We start from the raw sequence: 21,620 nt of genomic DNA on the forward strand, positions 1-21,620 counted from the left end.
GGATGCCCGCTAAACTGTCATTTGAATCTCGACGTATCCACCTCTTCCCTCTTCTTCTCCTTATATCCTCCGAACTTATACGTAAACGATATGCCGAACTCCCGGAAGCAACTGTAATCATTCGTCACATTCTGCGTACCGAAACGGATGCGTGGTTTTATCTGTCCTGTCTCAAAGATGTCGTTGCAGTAGAGATTAAGAATCGCTTTTCCTTTGGCAAAACCATAACGCAGTGCAACGTTCACATATCCCGATGAGGGTAAGTCGTAAATGCCCTGAATGGCTTTGCTACGCGCCATCCCGGTCAGTGTAAGTTTCAGATCCGGCTTCTTTGATAGTGTGAAATTATTTGTCAGTACAGCAATACCATAACAGATATCACGATTAAAGGGGATGTCCCAAAAGTCATCATCCTTTTCATGATGCCACACACCAATCAAGGTTAAGCGTGAGTTTAACCATTGCTTTATATCAAACGGAATAGATGCCTGTATTCCTGCCTTTTGTTGAAAATTAAAATTGAAATATTTATATATTTCTACCAGGCGTTCCTGAGATTGATAAAGAGTTTGGGCAGAGTAATCCTTGGTATGAGAAAACCAGGCACTGAAGATGTATTTACTCTTCAAAATATGTGTCAGTTGAAGCTGATATTCTTGTGCCGGTTTTAGAAACGGATTCCCATGAATCTCAGAATATCCGCCACCTATATAAGAGATGGCATCCTGCACAGCCCAATAGTCAGGATAATCTTTATCACTGCTTAAAGCAAGTTGCCAGACCTGCCCCGGTGCAGGCACATAGCTAAGGTTGATGGTAGGATACCAGTCCCACTGATTCCATGCAGGCGTTTTGTAATGCTCCACTGCAAGCGAGGCATCCAAAGAAAGCTTATCGCCGAAACCCTTGTTAAATCCGGCATAGAAGTTCAAAGTCTGCTCACGGCGGCGGGATTGCATATCGCCGGGAATGCCTGCGCTTTTTCCTGTTTTCGCATCCGTATCGTAATAATACTGATAGCTATGGTCGATACTGGTGGTGTAGACGGCACCGTAGTTTAATCCCCATCCGTGTCCCAAATCATGCTCTTGGGCAAGAAAGAACTTCCAGCGGTTGATGCGCTGGCAATCTTCGGTAAAGAAAGCAAGCTCCTCACCTTGCATGACGCTGTGCAACAATTGGTCGGACGGCGAACGGTAATACGTCAGTTCGGCACCGGCTTTCAAGCCGAAAGGGGTACGGTAGTCCAGACGCCCATTGTGCAGCCAGTCTCTGCTATTGCTGCGGGTGTTGGATTGCTGTGTACCGAAAATATCCATCAGACTATGATGAGTTGAATAATTTCCGTTATAGACAAAGCTCAACTGATGGTCTTTGGCAATATTATAATCCGCCCCTATCCGGTAACTGTGGGTATGGGAACGGCTCCGGCCCACCTCATCGGTTGTTATGTGGTGGGTCGAACCGTCTGTCAGAGAATGCATTGACTCTTTGTCGGTCAGGCTATAACCCCTGCCGTGAGTATGCGAGTAAAGAAAATCTGCTGAGAATTTATTTCCGGTATATATCAGGCTGGCACGTTCGTTGAAGCCTTCATAATGTTTCTGTAGATATTTCCCATAAACTTCGCCCTGCCAGGAAGAGGGGCCTCCGGTGCTTTGCTTTAATGTGATGTTGATGAGCGCACCACGCACCTGATAGCGTGCCGGGGCATTATACATCACTTCCGCTTTCTCGATGCGGCTGGCGGGGATACTTTTCAATAAAGAATAGAGCTGCTCGGTAGTCATGGTCGTTACCTTGCCGTCCAGCACCACCGTCACACCTTGTCTGGCCAGCATCAGTCCGCCATCCATCTCGGTCACGCCCGGCAATTCTTTTACGGCATCATAGGCATTATCCACAGGAAGATTGCCGATAAGCCGGGGAAGGTCGTACACCAGTTTGCCGGGTTCCGCTTTCACGATGGGACGTTGCCCGGTAATCATGACTTCGGGAAGAGATTGATAAATGCTGTCCAGACGGGCGTCAGTGGTTATAAGACTGTCGGCACTGAGCACCCGGTCGTCATCTGCATCTGCATTTTTCGGTCTTTCTTGTGCAGAGAGACTTGCACTCAGCACACAAAGCACCAGGGGAAGAAAGTAATTACACCTCATGTTCATTCGTTTTAGATATGATTATACTCTATTTTACCTTAGAGATTACCGGATGTCCACCTTGGTTAACAGGCCCGTTGACCAAGGTGGACGGATCCGTTCGGCAAGGTTGACAGGCCTGTTCACCAAGGTGAACACACGATAATGCCTTGTTCCGGATCTGATTATCCCTATACCTTTTGCACAGAATGCATGGTGCAAAACCATTTGTTCCCATTGCAACCGGCACGACAAAGAACGGGGAAATTTACCGGACTTCATGTTATCCCCAACTTATGTAGTCTTATTTACTGTTATCAGAACTGTTATTTAGTCTTATCGCCTATCTGTCTAACGGTTATCTTTCTTACCTTTGTTTCATTAAAATATAGAAATCGCATGAAACTACCGTTCAAACTTATCGCCATACTGGTCGTTATCTCCCTGTTGGGCATCTTTTCCTATCAGGCATACTGGCTCACGGGCTTATATAATACAATGATGCATGAAATGGAAAAAAACATCCACGAGGCCATGCGCATGAGTGACTACAATGAAATGATGCTCCGCATAAAAAACATGCAGAAAGAAAACAAAAAACACGGAGCCGTAGAGGTATCTACAGGATACGATTCGGACACCGGAAAAACATTTGTCCGTAGCAGTACTACTATCAGCGAAGAAACCGGCCTCGATAACGATTCATTGATTCTACATCTCCCCTCCTCCAAATATGACAGCATACCAGTGAGCCCTCCTCAGGTAAATCCGGAAACCGACAAAGATCCTCCTCAGGCCGCTTTACACAGCAATAGAGGACTGGACATGATGTTGCGCGACCAGAACAGTATGCTGGAACTCGTAAGTTTTATCCAAAAAGGAATACACTCGGGAGTGGACCTGTTTTCAGGTCCCGACGTATCTGCCTACGACAGCCTTTTGACGGCTCAGTTATTGGAATACGGTATAGATTTTCCCCATCGTCTGGAGTATTTCCGTACAGGTGCAACCATAGACTCCTCACAGGTATTCATTGACACGCTGGGGGTGATTCAATCTACGGGATACGTTCCGAGCAAGGAAGCTGTTCAATACAAATATACATTCAATATGAGTCACAGCGAAACTTACCGTCTTACGATGGAACCCATTAATATGCTTGTACTGAAACAAATGAGCGGCATCCTTACCACCTCATTCGTAATCCTTATTATACTGAGTTTTTCCTTCTGGTTCCTGATCCGCACCATCCTGCGGCAAAAGACACTCGAAGAGATGAAAAGCGACTTCACCAACAACATCACCCACGAATTGAAAACGCCCATTGCCGTGGCGTATGCCGCCAATGATGCACTGCTCAATTTTAATCTGGCGGAAGACAAGAAGCAACGGGAGAAATATCTGTGCATCTGCCAGGAACAACTGCAACGGCTGAGCGGATTGGTAGAACAAATCCTCTCCATGAGTATGGAACGCCGCAAAACATTCCGCCTGCATCCTGAAAATTTCCATCTGCACGACCTGTTCCCTACACTTATCGAGCAGCATAAACTGAAAGCGGACAAGCCTGTGGAAATCATCCTCGACATCGAACCGGAAGATTTGACAATAACTGCCGACCGCACTCATTTCAGCAACATTCTGAGCAATCTGATAGATAATGCCATCAAATATTCTCCGGAGAAAGCCGAAATCGCCATCCGCTGCCGGAAGACGGAAACCGGACAAGTGGAAATCTCCGTCAGCGACCACGGGACAGGTATACCTGCGGACAAGCAGCCGCTCGTATTTGATAAGTTCTACCGCGTGCCGACAGGAAACGTACACAATACGAAAGGCTACGGCCTGGGACTTTTCTACGTGAAAACCATGGTAGAAAAACACAATGGCAACGTGACCGTGAAAAGCGAACCGGGCAAAGGGAGTACATTTACAATAAGAGTCTAAAATAACATTGCTTGTTATGAAAACCAATGAATATATGGATAAAATCAAAGTATTACTGGTTGAGGATGAACAAACCCTCGCCATGATTATCAAAGATACACTGGAAGGTCAGAACTTCATCATCCATACCGCCAACGATGGTATAGAAGGTTTGCGCCTGTTTTTCGACTTGCGCCCCGACGTCCTGGTGGCCGATGTCATGATGCCCCGCATGGATGGCTTCGAAATGGTGCGCCGCATCCGCCAGACGGATAAACGGACGCCAGTACTCTTCCTCACCGCCCGTTCCGCCATCAACGATGTGGTGGAAGGATTTGAACTGGGTGCCAACGACTACCTGAAAAAACCATTTGGCATGCAGGAACTGATTGTACGCATCAAAGCGTTGGCAGGCAAAGCATTCAGCTTCAAGGAAGAACCTGAACAGGAAGAAACCCGTTTCGAAATAGGCGATTATCACTTCAACTCCATCACGCAAAAACTCTCGTATGCCGGAGCGGAAGAAGAACTCTCCCACCGCGAAGCCGAAATATTGAAACGCCTGTGCGAAAACCGTAACCAGGTGGTGAACACTCAAAATATCCTGCTCGACCTTTGGGGAGACGACAGTTTCTTCAACTCCCGCAGCCTGCACGTCTTCATCACCAAACTACGCCACAAACTCTCGAAGGACGGGCGTATCCGCATTGTCAACGTGCGGGGAATCGGATATAAACTTATCATAAACTGAAACTTACATACACATAACAACTTATGAAAAAACTATTCTTCTTACTGTTTCTCCTTTCCGTTTTCCTCCGCATTGCCGCACAAAACGAGCAGCCGAAGGACAGTACATTGCTGAACCGTTTCCCATCGGAAAACAAAGGGTTACCACAAATAGCCCCGCCTACCACATCCGCCACCTTCAGCCGGGAAATGCCGGAAAACACTTCCATCGGTACTGACAGTGTAACTTTGAATGTACCTCCCCCGCCTACTTATATTCCCAACCTGCCATGGATGGATGTGAAGATGGGGAAAATGGTCAGCAGTTACGATCCTTTTGTGATGGATTATGAACTCTATGATGCTTTTATGCTCTCCGGCAAAACTATGTTGAGCACATTCAGCACCTACGACACTTATCCCACTATGGGAACAATGATTCAGGCAGGCGCCAACTTCATTTACCATCCCAACGAACGCTGGGAACTTAACAGCGGTATGTATACAGCCAAATACACCCTGCCATCACGTATGCACGGTTCCCAGTTCGACATCGGATTGAATGCCTCGGCGGCTTACCGTATCAACGATCATCTGCGTATCCGTCTATTCGGACAGTACTCTGCTTTCGGACGACAGAACTCGTTCAACGGGTATATGAACCCGATGTATCCGCAAAGCAGTTTCGGTGCTGTTATGGAGTGGAAGATTAACGATGTGGTAGAAATACATGGCGGAGCAGAAAGAGTATATGATGCTACTAAAATGAAGTGGACAACAGTACCTATATTCCAGCCGGTCATCAATCTCAGAAAAAAGAAATAAGCTGATGCTTAAAAGATAACGGACTGCATCTTTGCGTGAAATGCAGCCCGTCATCTACTGGTCAGAGAGGAACAAAATTGCCAATACGTTTATGTCAATTACGTATACAATCAATTAACATTGCCAAAGATAGCAATAATTCTCAAACAACGGAACATCATATACAACTTTTCTTTTAATAATTACTATATATTTCCGTATTTCATACTTATTTGCTATATTCGCCATTAAATAAAGACCATTTAATGATGAAACAAATAGGTTTAATCATACTTCTATGTTTCCTTACCATCCGGGTAAGTGCTCAGAATGAAATACCTGCCGATAGCATCCGCAACATAGATATGTCAGGCGTAAAAGATTTCGATGGGTTCCTTCTGGATATGAACCTGATGAAAATGGCGACACCTGAGATGCCTCAATTCAGCCTGGATATTCCTGATGCCAGCAAAGACTATAGTTTCATGTTCCGTATGGACCCGAACGTAACCTACTCACAGGGGTATTCGAATATATTCAGTTTAGGCAGTTCCACTATATACAGTATGAATCCTTTCGGGCTGACAGGCTTCGGTTCATCTCCTCAGAATTTGCAGATGGGCAGCTTCCGGCTGAAGAACGGTATGCGCATCAACACGTATGGGGAATACAACAAGGACGGACGGAAAGTGCATAATCCTTCTGCCCTGCCGTGGGAACGGAATAACTTTAAAGGGGCTTTTGAATTGAAATCAGCCAACGGAGCATTCGGAATAAGAATTGAAGTGCAACAGGGAAAAAACGGACCTTATTAAAGACGATATACATATGGGAAAAAGAATATTAGTAGTAGGCGCTAATGGTTTCACAGGACGCCGGGTATTGAACGATTTGTCTCGCAATGACGAATATACCGTAACAGGTTGTTCCTTGCATGACGATATTGCTCCCGGCTCCGGGAATTATCACTTTATCAGTGCGGACATCTGCCAGATGGGAGAACAAGCTGCATTGTTTCGTGAAGTACGCCCTAACGTAGTTATCAATGCTTCCGCCCTTTCCGTACCCGATTATTGCGAAACGCATCGTGAAGAAGCGGAAATCATTAATATCACTGCCGTAGGTCAGTTGGCCTTCCGGTGCGAAGTATCCGGGGCACGTTTAATCCATCTTTCAACCGACTTCGTGTTCAGTGGAGATAGCGGTCGCCTCTATACGGAAGAGGATGCTCCCGCTCCGGTCAATTATTATGGAGTAACGAAGCTGAAAGGTGAAAAGAGGGTGGCTGAACTATGTACCAATTATGCCATTGCGCGTGTGGCCGTGGTGTATGGCACCGCCCTGCCGGGACAACACGGAAATATATTGCAGTTAGTAGCGGATCGTTTGAGAAATAACGAAGAAATACGGGTAGTTTCCGACCAATGGCGCACGCCGACTTATGTGGGAGATGTATCGCAAGGAATAGAAAAGCTTATCGGGCTTCCCACAAGCGGCATTTATCATATCTGCGGCTCGGATTGCCTCACAATAGCGGATATCGCTTACCGGGTAGCAGATACACTGAATCTGGACTATTCGCTGATTTTGCCTGTCACCACCAAGCAAATGGAAGAAAAGACTCCCCGCCCCCGCTTTAGCGGAATGAGCATAGAGAAAGCACGCAATGAACTGGGATATCAGCCGCATACTCTTGAAGAGGGTATCAAGCTGATGTTCAATATTTAATAAGTGATTGACGATGAATAGTCAGCAGTTGGTAAATTTGTGTACTGGCTACTGACTATTCATCGTTAATCATTAAAACAACGTTTCCTTTATTCCACTTTCTTTCATATATTTCCGCACCATTTCCAAGAGCTCATCCCCGTATTTCTCTACTCCCTTCTTACCGAAATAAGGTATCCGGAGAAGGGCTGCTTTATCTTCCGGCAACAGATTCGTTATTCCCAGAATCGCTTTTTGCTGGATAACCGTATATACCGGCAGTCCTAATTGGGATGCTTCCGCGTTGCGCCATGCTACCAAACGCTTATACAATTCAGGATGCAGAATATCTGAAGGAACTTCCACGGTTGCCGTTTTCTTCCGTGAAGAGTTATTTCCCTCCTCTCCGGCTTTCTGTTTTCTTCTATCGGAAGAAGTGCCGGAACGTTTCTCACCCTTGCCTTTGGCCGATGCTGTATCATCAATGGAAAGGACGGCTTTCTGTTTCAGATACTCCCCTACATGAAAACCCTTGCTGATAACGAATTCTAATAAATCCGCTTTCAACAGAAACATATCATCCAGTTCTTCACTGGCGGTCTTCAGTTGTTTCTTCAACTCTTTGTTGTCGGTTTCCACAATTGTATTGCTTCTGATAGCATCCAAGGGAGCTAATTGTTCCTTGAAATATTCAGCTCCCAAGTGAATACGCTGTTGCAGACTGCTGTCTGTTGCATAGTCTTCCGCAGCATCTACTAAACGGGTATACTGAAGACTGAATTTCTGAGCAACTTTTGTCACCTTTTCATGGAAACGTTCTGTTTCCGATTTATACTCCGCCAATAGTTTCGGATAGAGTTTATACAGATGTTCGTCCACCAGTCGCACGAACCGCCTCAAAGCCTGTTCCAGTGGCAGGAAATCAAATAAGCCCGATAATAATTCCAGAAAATAAGATTGTTGCAGTCTACGATAGCGCATTTCGTCAGGTTCATTTCTGCGTGCATCTTCCGTGAAAGCATCCACGGCACTGTCGCTGATTACGGCTCTTGCCGATAACGGTGCGCTCAACACCAGTCCCTCCAATGTCTTGCATCGGCTCAATGCCACATATGTCTGGCCATGTGCAAAGGATGCGCTGGCATCTATGATGGCACGTTCAAACGTCAACCCCTGGCTTTTATGGATTGTGATTGCCCATGCCAGTTTCAAAGGGAACTGTTTGAAAACTCCTTCTATATCTTCCGTGATTTCTTTCGTTTCTTCGTCCAACACATATTTGGCATTCGTCCATTCCTCTTCCTGCAACATAAAGGCTTCGTCACTTCCTTTACTTCGCACTTCAATGCCTGAAGCCGAAACGTTCACCACTTCGCCGATCATACCATTATAATAACGGTGTTCACCGGATGAATCGTTCTTCACAAACATGATCTGCGCACCTCGCTTCAATTCCAGCACTTCGTCCGTAGGATAGGAATATTCGGGGAATTTTCCATCTATCTGCGCCCGAAAGGTGAAAGAACGGCCGGGCAACTGTGCCAGTTCATATTCATTGATGCGCTGTGCCTGATAGTTATGGGTGGTCAGTTGGATGTATCCTTCCTCTTTTGCCGGTTTGAAGTTGGGAACATACCTCCGGTTCAGTTCTTCCAACAAGGCCTGGTCACAACGATTTTCTCTGATGCGGTTCAGCATATCCAAAAAATGGGTGTCACTTTGGCGGTACACTGTTTTCAGTTCGATGGTGCAGTATTCCGACTGCCGCAATGCCCGGCTGGAGAAAAAGTAAGGAGTATCATAATAGCGGTTCAGCATCTGCCATTCTTCGTCTTTTATCACCGGAGAAAGCTGCTGCAAGTCGCCAATCATCAACAATTGTACACCACCGAAGGGCTTACTCCGATCACGAAAGCGGCGCAACACATCGTCTATCGCATCTAGCAAGTCGGCACGTACCATACTGATTTCATCAATCACAAGCAAATCTATGCTCCGCATGATGTTGAGCTTATCTTTTCCGAAACGGAAACGGTATTGTGCTTTACCGTCGGCACTGAATGAAGTGTCGGGCACATAAGGGGCAAAAGGGAGTTGAAAAAAGGAATGTATAGTTACACCACCTGCATTAATAGCCGCAATACCCGTTGGGGCAAGAACTACCATACGCTTAGGACTTCCGGCTTTTAACCGCCGCAGAAAAGTTGTTTTTCCGGTACCTGCTTTACCGGTCAGAAAAAGATGAGTGCCTGTATTTTCAATAAATTGCCACGCAAGTGACAATTCAGGATTCTGTTCCATTAGTTTATCAATGTTGGTTACGGAGGCGTAAAGGTAGTATAAATAAAACAGTAAAACCTTCGTTACAACATCTTTTTACAAGAATATTTTAATGACAGGTTACGAGCCACATAGCGCAGTGGCTCGTAGCCTGTCACTTACTTATTTCAGACTTCCGGCAATAATATCCAACAGTTCATTGGTAATTGCCTGTTGTCTGCTCTTATTATATTGCTTCGTCAAGTCCTGTATCAATTCATTGGCATTATCCGTTGCTGTCTGCATGGCAAGGGTACGGGCGGCATGTTCGGAAGCATTAGAGTCCTGAAGCACTGTGAAAAGCTTCTGGCTCAAAACTTTCGGCAATAAATCAGCAATCAACTGTCCTACGGATGGTTCCACAATATAGTCATTCTGGAAGCCCCGTTTCCCGGAACCCTCTATTGCAGCTGTCTTTTCCACTTTACTCAAGTCGATGGGAAGATACTCCTCACGTGTCAATATCTGCGAGCCCATCGATTTGAAGTGATGGTAAATCAGCTCCACACGGTCGATTTGCTTTTCCACAAACTCTTGCATCAGCAATGCGGCAAGTTCATACGCCTGCATATACGACGGCTTTTCCGCCATCTCCTGATAACTTCCCTGCGATGTATACCCCAGCTTTTTTACGGCCGCTTCCACCTTTTTTCCTACAGGATATATCAGGATATTGTCTTTGCCAAGCGATTTATATCCTTCCAGCGTTTCCTCAAGCATCTTCCCCACATTCGCATTGAATGCGCCACACAGTGAACTATTGGATGAGAAAACCACTATCGCTACCCGTGTCACAGGCCGCACATCAGTATAGGGCGACTCAAACGTAGCATCAGTAGACAAGAAGTTCGTCAGGATTTCATTCAGTTTCTGTTGATAGGGTAGCATATTCTCAATCCGTCCCTGTGCCTTATGCAATTTGGCGGACGCCACCATCTTCATCGCCGATGTAATCTGACGTGTACTCTTGACGGAGTTTATTCTGTTTTTTACTTCCTTTAAAGAACCCATCTACTTACCCCTCTCCTCCACATTTTATAAATATTGTTTTGACATCATATCCGCAGTCTCCTCTATCTTTTTACATACCTCATCATTGATGACACCACTCTTCAGCACATCAAGCACATCAGCGCGATGATTCATTTCAAGAGATTCAAGGAAACTACGCTCAAAGTCAGTCACTTTATCCAGCGGAACATTACGGAGCAAACCATGCGTACCACAATAAAGAATAGCAATCTGCTTCTCTACCGGCATCGGAGTATATTGCGGCTGAACCAGCAAACGGGTGTTTTTCTGTCCTTTGTCAATGGTCAGCGCCGTTACAGGATCCATATCACCGCTGAACTTCGTGAAAGCCTCCAACTCCCGATACTGCGCCTGGTCTATCTTCAATGTACCTGCCACTTTCTTCATAGCCTTGATCTGGGCGTTACCACCCACACGGCTCACGGAGATACCTACATTGATAGCCGGACGGTTACCCTGGTTGAACAAGTCTGTATCGAGGAAAATCTGTCCGTCAGTGATTGATATCACGTTTGTCGGGATATAAGCAGATACGTCACCCGCCTGTGTCTCGATGATGGGCAATGCGGTCAACGAACCGCCACCTTTCACTTTTCCTTTCAGACTATCCGGCAAGTCGTTCATTTCGCGTGCCACTTCTTCCTGATTGATGATACGTGCCGCACGCTCCAACAAACGGGAGTGCAGATAGAAAATATCACCCGGATAGGCTTCACGTCCTGACGGACGGCGCAAGATTAATGATACCTCACGATAGGCTACGGCCTGCTTGGAAAGGTCATCATAAACCACCAACGCATGACGGCCGGTATCACGGAAATACTCACCGATAGCCGCACCAGCAAACGGTGCATAATACTGCAACGCAGCCGGATCACCTGCCGTAGCGGCAACTACGATTGTATAATCCATCGCGCCATATTCACGCAGTGTGTTCACGATGGAAGCCACCGTAGAACCTTTCTGGCCAATAGCCACATAGATACAATATACCGGGTCACCTGCCTCGAAATTCGCACGCTGGTTGATAATCGCGTCAACGGCAATAGCCGTCTTTCCCGTCTGGCGGTCACCGATAATTAATTCACGCTGTCCGCGACCGATAGGTATCATGGCATCCACAGCCTTCAATCCCGTCTGCAACGGTTGATTTACGGGCTGACGATAGATTACACCCGGCGCTTTACGCTCCAAAGGCATCTCGCATAGTTCTCCGCCAATAAGTCCCTTGCCGTCCAACGGTGCTCCCAACGGGTCGATTACACGTCCCAGCATACCCTCTCCCACCATTATGGAAGCGATGCGCTTGGTACGCTTAACGACATAGCCCTCTTTAATTTTATCCGTAGGACCCAACAACACGGCTCCCACGTTATCCTCTTCCAGGTTCATCACAATCGCCTTAACACCGTTGTCGAACTCCAACAGTTCGTTCGCTTCGGCGTTGCGCAGTCCATAGATACGCGCCACACCGTCACTGACCTGCAGCACTGTACCGATTTCGTCCAACTGCACACGAGTGTCGATTCCCTCTAATTGATGACGGAGAATATCGGAAACTTCGCTTACTTTTATATTTTCAGACATGATTCTATTTACGATTTAGTTATTTACAATTTACGATTGAGATTACCATCATTAAGTCCGATTCACTACTTACAATGTAGAGTAACTCTAATCGTAAATCGTAAATCGTCCAATCGTAAATCACACTATTCTTCTGTTCTTATCAATGAACTGCTGTTTCACTCTTTTAAGTTGCGTGGCGATACTGGCATCCAGTCGGAAGTCGTTGATATCGAAGACAAAGCCTCCCTCGATAGACGGATCTACTTCGGTCTGCAACTCCATACGGGCATGCAGCAAAGTGGAAGCACTGTCCCGAATACGCTCCCATACTTCCCGGCTCACAGGTACGGCTGTAATCAGCTTTCCTACACCGATATGCTTCAGCTTCCTGTATAAATCAAGGTAAGTCAGAGCGATGTACTGCAAATAGTACTCCCGCCTGTTTCTCAGCACAAGGGTGATGAAACGGGAGAATTCCCGGCTCACTTCCCCGTCGCCTACGGCAGCGGTACAAATCAGCGCTAATTTTTCCTTGATTTTCAGGATGGGGTTATCCAACGCATCACGCAAACCAGGATGCTTACGGAAACTACGTTCCAGCATACGCAACTCGCCATATACGCGGTCTTCCGCCCCCGTACCTTTCGCGTACTCTATCAACGCTTTGGCGTATCGCATCGAAACAATTCCTATATCCATTTCTTTGAAAATTAATAATTAAGGAACTAAAGAATGAAAAGAGCAGTGTATGCTCCATCCTTTCATTCTTTAACTCTTTCATTCTTTAATTGTTTCTTGAGGCCGCCAGCACTTCGTCCAGCATACGGTCTATCATCTCCATTTGTTCGTGCTCTTCATCCAGATTCTTGCGGATTACTTTTTCCGCAATATCCACTGAAAGCACAGCCACCTGACGACGAATATCGCGTATCGCCTCTTCCTTTTCTTGCTGTATCTGCTTTCTTATCTCGTCCAGCTCTTTCTGCGCGGCAACTTCCGCCTGCTTGCGTGCTTCGACGATTATCTTGTCACGCTCGTGCATCGCCTCCCGCAGGATGCGTCCTTGCTCCTTGTTGGCAGCGGCAACCAATGCATCACTCTCGGCTTTCAGCCTTTTGAGTTGCTCATTGGCTTCTTTCGCCACTTCCAGCGACTGGTCGATGTAGGTTCTGCGGCCCTCTACCATCTTGGTAATGACAGGGAAACCGTACTTCGCCAACACCACAAACACCACGCCGAACGACAAAAGCATCCAGAACAGCAGACCACTATCGGGTAATAACAATGACATAATTTCAACTATAAATTAATAATTATAAACTAAGGCAAGTATAAGCCTCTTATAGGAAGAACACCAACAGGCACACAACTACTGCCAACAGAGCAACACCCTCAATCAATGCAGCAGCGATAATCATATTCATACGAATGTCTCCTGATGCTTCCGGCTGACGGGCAATTGCTTCCATAGCGGAACCACCAATTCTACCGATACCCAAACCTGCGCCGATAACGGCCAATCCGGCACCCAGTGCAGCACCTAATTTACTTACTCCGACACCAGCCGCAGCAGCTTGCAATAATACAGATGATAGTAACATAACTTTCAGTTTTTAAATGGTTTATTATTAATTGTTATTTATTTCACTTTTACTTCCTTATGTTCTTCTTGCGCCAGTCCGATGAACACGGCAGACAACATGGTAAACACATAAGCCTGGATAAAGGCTACCAGTAACTCCAATGCGTTCATAAAGATGTTGAACAGCACGGATGCCACCGTAAGCGTACCATTGAGTGCTGGTCCCATACTGGCGGAAATAAAAATCAGACACGTCAGCACCAGCATGGCCATGTGCCCCGCCAGCATATTGGCAAAAAGACGGATCATCAAGGCGAACGGCTTGGTGAAGATGCCGAAAAATTCGATAAAGGGCATCATCGGCACAGGCACTTTCAACCACCAGGGCACATCCGGCCAAAAAATATCTTTCCAATACGTTTTTGTACCAAACAAGTTGACGGCTACAAAGGTAAAGAGTGCCAGTACCATCGTGATAGCGATATTACCCGTCACATTGGCACCACCCGGAAAGATAGGAATCAGCCCCATAATGTTGTTTATGAAGATGAAGAAAAACGCTGTCAGCAAATAGGGCGCAAACTTGCGATACTTCGGTCCTACACAACTCTTGATGATATCATCGTTCACCATCATTATAAACATCTCCATAAATCCGATGAAGCCTCCGGGTGCCGCACTGCCTTGCGGATGCTTGCGATACCATTGAGCCACCGCCAGAATTATAATAAGCAGCAATACACTGTTTATTAGCAACGACAGTGTCACTTTCGTTATAGAGATATCCCAGGGACGTATTTCGTTTCCGGCTGCGTCATGTTCCACCAGTTTACCCTCATACTTACTTCCGGCCGGGGCAATGGAGAACCCTTCATAACTGCCTTCACTCTCTTCCAAGCGGGAAGAAAGGAAAGCATGCCAGCCAGTCTGTGAGCTATATACAATGATAGGCAACGGAATAGTAACGTGCGTCTTTCCCCATGTAGTGATATGCCACTCGTAAGCATCGCCAATATGTCCGAAGACGATCCCCTTCACATCCACCGTATTCTCTTTCTGTTCGGCGGCAGTGATGTCATCCCGTTTGGCTATGCTGCCAAGCTCTGCTTCAACACCTTGTGCGGTAGCAGGCAAGGTAGTCAGCAGCATTCCCAGCAGCAGGAATATTCCGGTCAATAGATTACGCATTTGTTTCATTTTTCTTTTCTTTTTTCTGTTTCTTCGTCACCTCATAAGTAAAAAAGAACCAAGTCTCATATATCAGATAGACTATATAGTAAATGATGAATGTCAGCAGGAACAATTTGGCTTCCTCCCGTACTGCCAAACAGTACACTACCAAGAGTATCACAGAGAGCAACATCTTCATCACTTTCATTGCCATATAAAGCAGCAACAACTTCTGCGGAGTGTGTTTCCGACATGCGTCGAACATTGATATCTCAAAAATCCCGAACAGGAAGAAGTATACCGGAATAAAAGGGTAACCTCCGAAATAGTGCCCGGGTAATATATAATGAAAAATTCCCGCTCCTGTCCACCCTGCAATGATTGACAGCAAGGTGATCTGATATAAGAAATTGCGCTTTGTTATGCTGATACTCATAGTATTATTCAAAATTAAGGATGAAAGAGTTAAAGAATGAAAGAGTAGCTAGGCGTCAGTCTACACAGGCAGACACTACTCCACCGCTCAACTCCACGAAACCTCCCTTGATGTCAAGGGTTTGTTCCTCACCTCCTTCCGGCACATACGTCACTTTGCCTTCACGGAGCGAAGACACAATGGGAGCATGTTGCGGCAAGATGGTAAAAGTTCCTATCGTACCGGGCAGCGTTACACTTTCCACTTCTCCATTATATATTTCCTTTTCAGGAGACACTATGCTCAAAGATAATTTCTTCATAGCCTCTTTCCCTCTTTTAATTTTTGATTTTTAATTTATTTCGCCTGTTCCAGTAACTTCTTACCTTTCTCTATCGCTTCTTCAATCGTACCTACGTTCAGAAAAGCGGGTTCGGGCAGATAGTCCACTTCGCCATCCAGAATCATCTTGAAACCTTTGATGGTATCTTCTATGGAAACCATCGTTCCCGGCACGCCCGTAAACTGTTCGGCAACGGCAAACGGCTGCGACAAGAAACGCTGCACACGACGTGCACGGTTCACTAGCGTGCGGTCGGCATCCGAAAGTTCTTCCATACCGAGGATTGAAATAATATCCTGCAACTCTTTGTTGCGCTGCAGAATTTGCTTCACGCGTTGCGCCACCTCATAATGTTCCTGTCCCACAATGTGCGGATCGAGGATACGCGAGGTAGACTCTAACGGGTCAACGGCAGGATAGATACCCAGCTCGGTAATCTTACGGCTCAATACAGTCGTAGCATCCAAGTGAGTAAAGGTAGTGGCCGGAGCCGGGTCGGTCAAGTCGTCGGCAGGCACATATACAGCCTGTACGGAAGTAATAGAACCGTTGCGGGTAGAAGTAATACGCTCCTGCATGGCACCCATTTCAGTGGCCAGTGTCGGTTGATAACCTACAGCCGAAGGCATACGCCCCAGCAAAGCGGAAACCTCGGAACCTGCCTGTGTGAAACGGAAAATATTGTCAATGAAGAACAGGATATCACGAGAACCACCCGTTTCGGCACCCTGGTCGCGGAAAGCTTCTGCCACCGTCAGACCGGACAACGCCACGGACTGACGTGCGCCGGGAGGCTCGTTCATCTGACCGAATATCAGGGACACCTGCGACTTTTCCACTTCGTTGTAGTCCACTTTGGATAAGTCCCAGTTTCCTTCTTCCATACTTTTCCTGAATTCTTCACCATAGCGGATAACACCGGACTCAATCATTTCGCGCAGCAGGTCGTTACCTTCACGGGTACGCTCTCCTACTCCGGCAAAAACAGAGAAACCATGTTGTTTCTTGGCAATATTATTGATGAGTTCCTGAATGAGCACTGTTTTGCCCACACCTGCACCACCGAACAAACCAATCTTACCACCCTTGCTATATGGTTCCAGCAAGTCGATAACTTTGATACCTGTATAGAGTACCTCCTGTACGGTAGTCAAATCTTCAAACTTAGGGGGATCTCGGTGAATGGGATACGCACCGGCTCGGTCTAACTCTTTCATACCGTCGATGGAATCACCCACTACATTCAGCAACCGACCTTTAATCTGGTCGCCCACCGGCATTGTGATAGGGCCACCTGTAGGGTGCACTTTCATGCCTCTTTGCAAACCGTCCGTACTATCCATGGCTACGGTTCTCACCGTGTTTTCGCCGATGTGTTGTTGTACTTCAACGATTAATGTTTTTCCATTTGGCCTTTTAATCTCCAGTGCGTCATGGATACTCGGAAGCATCAATTCGGCATCCGTACCCTCAAAATAAACGTCTACTACCGGTCCGATGACCTGAGAGATATGCCCGATAATTTGTGACATAAGCAATCTTTTTATATAATTTCTCTTTTTCTAAATTCAGCTGGTCGCGTTTCTGTCATTCCGCTGCTATGAGCTTAACACCTATTGATTAACTTTTGTTCAACTCCATCAAGCCTAATTTTTGCAGAATAGTTACATAAACAACTTTGCAAATGTAGAAACAAAATGTTTCAAGTTGTACTCCTATGAAACTTTTTTTCTATAAATTATACCCTTTTGAACTATTATTACTACAATCAGAACAAAAAATCAACATCCATTTAACGTTGCTTAAACATTCATCAACAGATAGAAACAGTGTTTTCCGGCATTGCGGCATGAACAAAACAGCATTTGATAAGTTACACCTTAAAGTATAAATTTAATGAAAAGATAAGATTATGAATTCAAATCAAAATCCATTCGCAGGCAACACCCCACAGGATGTAACACCGACCGTTTGTTGGACTTCAGTACAGCTATTACAGGAACTCTTTTCTTTGCACCGTCATATGATATGCTTGGGGAATAGGCATAAAAAAAGGCTATCTATCCCAGACAGCCAATCTTTTGTTAACCTTAAATCTAATACTATGAAAAACACATTGCAAAGGTACGGCTTTTCTTGATTTCTCCAAATTTTCGAGCCGTTCCCGGTCATTTTACAACAAGGTTTAATAGATATATCGACCTTGTTAACATTCTGACAATGAAAACATAAGTTTTCACCATAATATTAAACAGGAATTAAGATTTATGTCAAACAGAGAGGCTATAACCCCTCTGTTTGCATGTTAATACTATCTATTCGTAATCTGCTTTTGCATATAATGTGCATCTGTCCCATCATGATAATAATTCTTCCGGATACCCGCATATGCGAATCCATTCTTCTCATACAAACGAATAGCGGAAAGATTGGACATACTCACTTCCAAAGTGATTTTTTTCAGCTTCTCTTCATATGCCACATTCACACCCTGATCTATTAGCCACTGTCCCACCCCTTTTCCACGAAAATCAGGATGGACGGCAACCGAATAGATGCGCAAACTGCAAGCGCGTCTGTTAATCAACAGGCTGAGATACCCGGCTATTCTTCCCCGATATTCCACTATCAGGAAATGCCCTTGCGCACGAGTAATGAGATAAGCAAACTGACGTCGCGAAAAGCTATCCTGACGGAAGCAGATTTGCTCTATCTCCATGATTACCGGAATATCACCGGGGACAGCCGTACGGAATATAAATTCCTGTGCCATTATCAGAAACGTTTAACATCCAGCATGCGCCAGAAATGATTCAATAATCTGTAGTAAAGCTCATCACCCAAGATAGCATCTTCCAATCCATGGTCGATACTGGGATTATCATTTATCTCAATCACAACAGCCCGGTCGTTCACCATTTTCAAATCTACCCCATACAGTCCTTTACCGATAAAGGAAGCTGCGCGCAATGCCGTATCCAATACTTTGCGCGGTACCTGATAGATAGGAATTGTCTCCACCAGCCCGCAACGGCTCCGTCCGGAAGCATAGTGGCAATAGATTTGCCAATGCCCCTTGGCCATATAGTACTTGCACGCGTATAAAGGTTCTCCATTCAGGATGCCTATACGCCAGTCAAAATCCGTCGGTGTAAATTCCTGTGCCAACAAAATGGAAGACTTGTCAAACAAAACTTTTAATGCTTCGTCCAGCTCCGCCTTATTATTGACTTTCTTCATGCCGATAGAAAAAGAACCGTCCGGTATTTTCAGGATAAAAGGAGTCCCAAGTTGTTCTGTAATCTCTTCATATGAATTTAAGTTCGATTTGAACAGCAACATGGAAAGCGGTGCCGGAATCTTCTCTTTTTCAAATAATTCTTTCAGATAAACTTTATTGGTACAACGGATAATGGACTGCGGATCGTCAATAACCGCCAGCCCGTTTTGCGTGGCCAGTTGCGAAAGACGGAATGTATAATGGTTTAGTGAAGTAGTGGTACGGATGAAAAGAGCATCGAACTCCATCAGGCGTGTGGCATCTTCTTCTGTAATCAACTCGGCATTGATATCCATCTTCTTGGCCAACTCAAGCAGTTTGTGAAGTGCCTTTTTATCACTTGGCGGAAATTTTTCTTCAGGATCATAGAGTACAGCCAGATTGTAACGGGCTGATTTTGATGTTTGGGGATTGCGCCATACTCTCCTGTTAAACAAGTCCAGTGCATTCGCAAAATAATCTTCCTCTTCACTGTTCATCGAACTCAGAGGCAGAAACTGAATGTTCTCTATCTGATTTCTATGACTCGTATTCAATGTAACCCTTAATAACGGTGCCGGATAATTCTCGAAAATGAAACGGGCTATACGTTCCAATCCTTTCTCTTTACAGGTACCGAAGTAAACATTAAAATACCAAAAATCACCGGTAATGTTGTTTTTCTGCATCCATTGGTAGCAGAGCTTCTGAAGAGTACTATCCATGCGGATACCCGTGCCCGCTTCCACCTTATTAATAATATCTACTCCGGGAATGACTTTGTGCCCCCTCGTCTGGGCCAATAACGAGCAATAATAGCCTTCGGAGTTATAGCTATAATCATTGCTCAGGTTGATTACTAACTTACGATCCTTCCCTGGTGATTTGTATTTCAGGTAATCGGATACCGTTAAAATGCTGTTTGTTTTGGAATATGGCTTCCAATCATCCAGACTGTCTACAAGAATCAATACATTATTCATCTCATCTTTTAAAAAAGTGCCCGAAAGTAGTGAATTAAATGATATGAGACATCGCAGACCTGATAATTATTTTATGTGGCAAGGAAGCGATAAACAAAAGCCTCTCGACATTGTTTTTTATATCAACTAAAACTAAAGCAGACTTTATTATGAAAAAGTTTAAATTCAGTTTATTGGCGGGCTGGTTGCTGATAATATCAGCTTCTATTTTTGCCGGTACCCCACCCGTAAAAGTACAGGAAGCCTTTAATAAAATGTATCCCAAAGTAACGAATACAGAGTGGCTCCGGAAAAATGACTACCACATTGCCGGGTTTGTTTCTGATAATCAGGAAAAGGACGTATGGTTCAGCAAAGATGCACAGTGGATAATGACGGAAACCAATGTCGAAAGTCTTGAGAAAATTCCTGTTCCCGTAGCCAATGCATTTATGAAAAGTGAAACGCCACCTATACAAATCAGATACATAAAGATCATAACTTTCCCTAAAATGCCCACTGTCATTATCATTAATATAGAAGAAGAAAATTCAGATAGGGAAATCCAGTTGTTTTATGCCCCAGATGGTACATTATTAAAAAGTTACGATGTAACCGGTGGCAGCAGTGAAATATACCCCGAATTATTCGGATAAGGAGGGAAGTTCCCGCCAAATGCTAAAACAATACGATCAGGGTATGTGTTAATTATAAAAATAATTATAAATAACAAGACTATGAGTAGACGTTCACAGCTTGAGCATGAGGATAATAACGATTAACATTATGCTATGAAATGGGATAATCAACTGATAGACCATTTACAATGGTCAAATACAATCATCAACCGTGAAGGCAAAGAAAACGTGGCACGGGAAATTGCAGCAATGGCAACAAATGGTGACGTGATTGGAGCCGGTTCCGGTTCCACCGTTTATCTGACTTTATTTGCACTCGCAGAACGGATTCACCGGGAATCACTGTCTATAGAGGTAATCCCTGCTTCTAAGGAGATTTCTATGACTTGCATACAGTTGGGCATACCGCAAACCACGCTTTGGGATAAACGTCCGAACTGGACATTTGACGGAGCGGATGAGGTAGACCCCAACCGGAGTCTGATAAAAGGACGCGGTGGAGCCATGTTTAAGGAAAAACTTTTGATGAAGAGCAGCGGTAAAAGCTTCATCATTGTCGATAACAGTAAACTGGTCAAACAACTGGGCAGCCGTTTCCCAATACCTGTAGAAGTATTTCCGGAAGCATTGAATTTCGTAGAGAGTGAAATGCGAAGATTGGGAGCATCAGAGATTGCATTACGTCTTGCAGGTGGAAAAGACGGTCCTGTCCTGACAGAGAACGGCAACTTTATTTTCGATACCCGTTTCAGCTATATAGACCCAGCTTTGGAACAAAATCTGAAAGCAATCACCGGGGTGATTGAAAGCGGACTTTTTATAGGATACGACGTTGAAGTAGTGGTAGCCAAATAAAAAGACTTAAGTTTTCTTGAATAAATCATTTCCTCTAAAGGTAAACAAGGCGGTACCTAAAAAGATAACAGCAGTAGCTGTGAAAGAACAGGAGAAATCAGGTGCAAATTATGTGGATTCTTAAAACTTATATCCGCATAATTTGCGCCTGAAAATATATTCAAAGCTTCTT

At 45.1% G+C, this 21,620-nt stretch carries 20 protein-coding genes and 1 pseudogene; 8 read left to right on the forward strand and 13 right to left on the reverse strand.

The window, feature by feature from the left end; genetic code table 11:
- Positions 1-17 precede the first annotated feature (17 nt).
- Positions 18-2,159 (reverse strand): outer membrane beta-barrel family protein, encoded by a 2,142-nt coding sequence (locus tag BUC01_RS10870; RefSeq protein WP_073313736.1) that lies wholly within the window; start codon positions 2,157-2,159, stop codon positions 18-20.
- Between the two features lie 378 nt (positions 2,160-2,537).
- Here BUC01_RS10870 and BUC01_RS10875 point away from each other — a divergent pair, with 378 nt between their 5' ends.
- From BUC01_RS10875 to BUC01_RS10895, 5 genes are all read left to right on the forward strand, one after another.
- Positions 2,538-4,085 (forward strand): sensor histidine kinase, encoded by a 1,548-nt coding sequence (locus BUC01_RS10875; protein ID WP_073313718.1) that lies wholly within the window; start codon positions 2,538-2,540, stop codon positions 4,083-4,085.
- Positions 4,086-4,119: 34 nt separating this feature from the next.
- Positions 4,120-4,815, forward strand: coding sequence for a response regulator transcription factor (locus BUC01_RS10880; protein WP_025832626.1), 696 nt, complete (start codon positions 4,120-4,122; stop codon positions 4,813-4,815).
- 23 nt (positions 4,816-4,838) lie between these two features.
- The gene (locus BUC01_RS10885; protein ID WP_025832624.1) at positions 4,839-5,618 is read left to right on the forward strand and encodes a hypothetical protein; all 780 of its coding nucleotides are present in this window, start codon (positions 4,839-4,841) and stop codon (positions 5,616-5,618) included.
- 248 nt (positions 5,619-5,866) lie between these two features.
- Positions 5,867-6,412, forward strand: coding sequence for a hypothetical protein (locus tag BUC01_RS10890; RefSeq protein ID WP_025832622.1), 546 nt, complete (start codon positions 5,867-5,869; stop codon positions 6,410-6,412).
- A gap of 13 nt (positions 6,413-6,425) precedes the next feature.
- A complete protein-coding gene (locus tag BUC01_RS10895) occupies positions 6,426-7,325 on the forward strand; it encodes an SDR family oxidoreductase (RefSeq protein WP_073313720.1) in 900 nt (299 codons plus the stop codon).
- 72 nt (positions 7,326-7,397) lie between these two features.
- On the opposite strand, the gene BUC01_RS10900 is transcribed toward BUC01_RS10895, so the two are convergent.
- From BUC01_RS10900 to atpD, 10 genes are all read right to left on the reverse strand, one after another.
- Positions 7,398-9,605: an HRDC domain-containing protein gene (locus BUC01_RS10900; RefSeq protein ID WP_025832620.1), complete on the reverse strand. Its 2,208-nt coding sequence runs from the start codon at positions 9,603-9,605 to the stop codon at positions 7,398-7,400.
- Between the two features lie 141 nt (positions 9,606-9,746).
- Positions 9,747-10,634 (reverse strand): F0F1 ATP synthase subunit gamma, encoded by an 888-nt coding sequence (locus BUC01_RS10905; RefSeq protein ID WP_025832618.1) that lies wholly within the window; start codon positions 10,632-10,634, stop codon positions 9,747-9,749.
- 24 nt (positions 10,635-10,658) lie between these two features.
- Positions 10,659-12,242 carry a F0F1 ATP synthase subunit alpha gene (gene atpA / locus BUC01_RS10910; RefSeq protein ID WP_025832616.1) on the reverse strand — a complete coding sequence of 528 codons (1,584 nt, stop codon included), beginning with the start codon at positions 12,240-12,242 and terminating at the stop codon, positions 10,659-10,661.
- Between the two features lie 120 nt (positions 12,243-12,362).
- Positions 12,363-12,923, reverse strand: a complete 561-nt coding sequence (locus BUC01_RS10915) for a F0F1 ATP synthase subunit delta (protein WP_025832614.1) — start codon at positions 12,921-12,923, stop codon at positions 12,363-12,365.
- Positions 12,924-13,008: 85 nt separating this feature from the next.
- Complete coding sequence (gene atpF / locus BUC01_RS10920; protein ID WP_025832613.1) at positions 13,009-13,515, reverse strand: F0F1 ATP synthase subunit B; 507 nt, start codon at positions 13,513-13,515, stop codon at positions 13,009-13,011.
- Between the two features lie 49 nt (positions 13,516-13,564).
- Positions 13,565-13,825, reverse strand: coding sequence for an ATP synthase F0 subunit C (atpE, locus tag BUC01_RS10925; protein ID WP_025832611.1), 261 nt, complete (start codon positions 13,823-13,825; stop codon positions 13,565-13,567).
- A 38-nt stretch (positions 13,826-13,863) separates the two neighbouring features.
- Positions 13,864-15,003, reverse strand: coding sequence for a F0F1 ATP synthase subunit A (gene atpB, locus BUC01_RS10930; protein WP_073313722.1), 1,140 nt, complete (start codon positions 15,001-15,003; stop codon positions 13,864-13,866).
- On the reverse strand, positions 14,987-15,412 hold the full coding sequence (locus tag BUC01_RS10935; protein WP_025832609.1) for a hypothetical protein: 426 nt from the start codon (positions 15,410-15,412) through the stop codon (positions 14,987-14,989). Before BUC01_RS10935 ends, atpB begins: the two co-directional genes overlap by 17 nt.
- Before the next feature lie 55 nt (positions 15,413-15,467).
- Positions 15,468-15,713 carry an ATP synthase F1 subunit epsilon gene (gene atpC, locus BUC01_RS10940; protein WP_025832607.1) on the reverse strand — a complete coding sequence of 82 codons (246 nt, stop codon included), beginning with the start codon at positions 15,711-15,713 and terminating at the stop codon, positions 15,468-15,470.
- 35 nt (positions 15,714-15,748) lie between these two features.
- The gene (gene atpD / locus BUC01_RS10945; protein ID WP_073313724.1) at positions 15,749-17,266 is read right to left on the reverse strand and encodes a F0F1 ATP synthase subunit beta; all 1,518 of its coding nucleotides are present in this window, start codon (positions 17,264-17,266) and stop codon (positions 15,749-15,751) included.
- Positions 17,267-17,681: 415 nt separating this feature from the next.
- Here atpD and BUC01_RS26210 point away from each other — a divergent pair.
- A pseudogene (locus BUC01_RS26210) lies at positions 17,682-17,777 on the forward strand (hypothetical protein); the annotation flags it as partial.
- 268 nt (positions 17,778-18,045) lie between these two features.
- Here BUC01_RS26210 and rimI read toward each other — a convergent pair.
- Positions 18,046-18,507 (reverse strand): ribosomal protein S18-alanine N-acetyltransferase, encoded by a 462-nt coding sequence (gene rimI, locus BUC01_RS10950; RefSeq protein WP_025832605.1) that lies wholly within the window; start codon positions 18,505-18,507, stop codon positions 18,046-18,048.
- A 2-nt stretch (positions 18,508-18,509) separates the two neighbouring features.
- On the reverse strand, positions 18,510-19,976 hold the full coding sequence (locus tag BUC01_RS10955; RefSeq protein ID WP_025832603.1) for a RimK family protein: 1,467 nt from the start codon (positions 19,974-19,976) through the stop codon (positions 18,510-18,512).
- A gap of 149 nt (positions 19,977-20,125) precedes the next feature.
- Between BUC01_RS10955 and BUC01_RS10960 the strand changes: the two genes are divergently transcribed.
- The gene (locus BUC01_RS10960; protein ID WP_025832602.1) at positions 20,126-20,611 is read left to right on the forward strand and encodes a PepSY-like domain-containing protein; all 486 of its coding nucleotides are present in this window, start codon (positions 20,126-20,128) and stop codon (positions 20,609-20,611) included.
- 135 nt (positions 20,612-20,746) lie between these two features.
- Positions 20,747-21,448 carry a ribose 5-phosphate isomerase A gene (rpiA, locus tag BUC01_RS10965; RefSeq protein WP_025832600.1) on the forward strand — a complete coding sequence of 234 codons (702 nt, stop codon included), beginning with the start codon at positions 20,747-20,749 and terminating at the stop codon, positions 21,446-21,448.
- Positions 21,449-21,620 lie beyond the last annotated feature (172 nt).

Origin of the sequence: Bacteroides stercorirosoris, assembly GCF_900142015.1 — a bacterium.
Taxonomy (GTDB): Bacteria; Bacteroidota; Bacteroidia; order Bacteroidales; family Bacteroidaceae; genus Bacteroides; species Bacteroides stercorirosoris.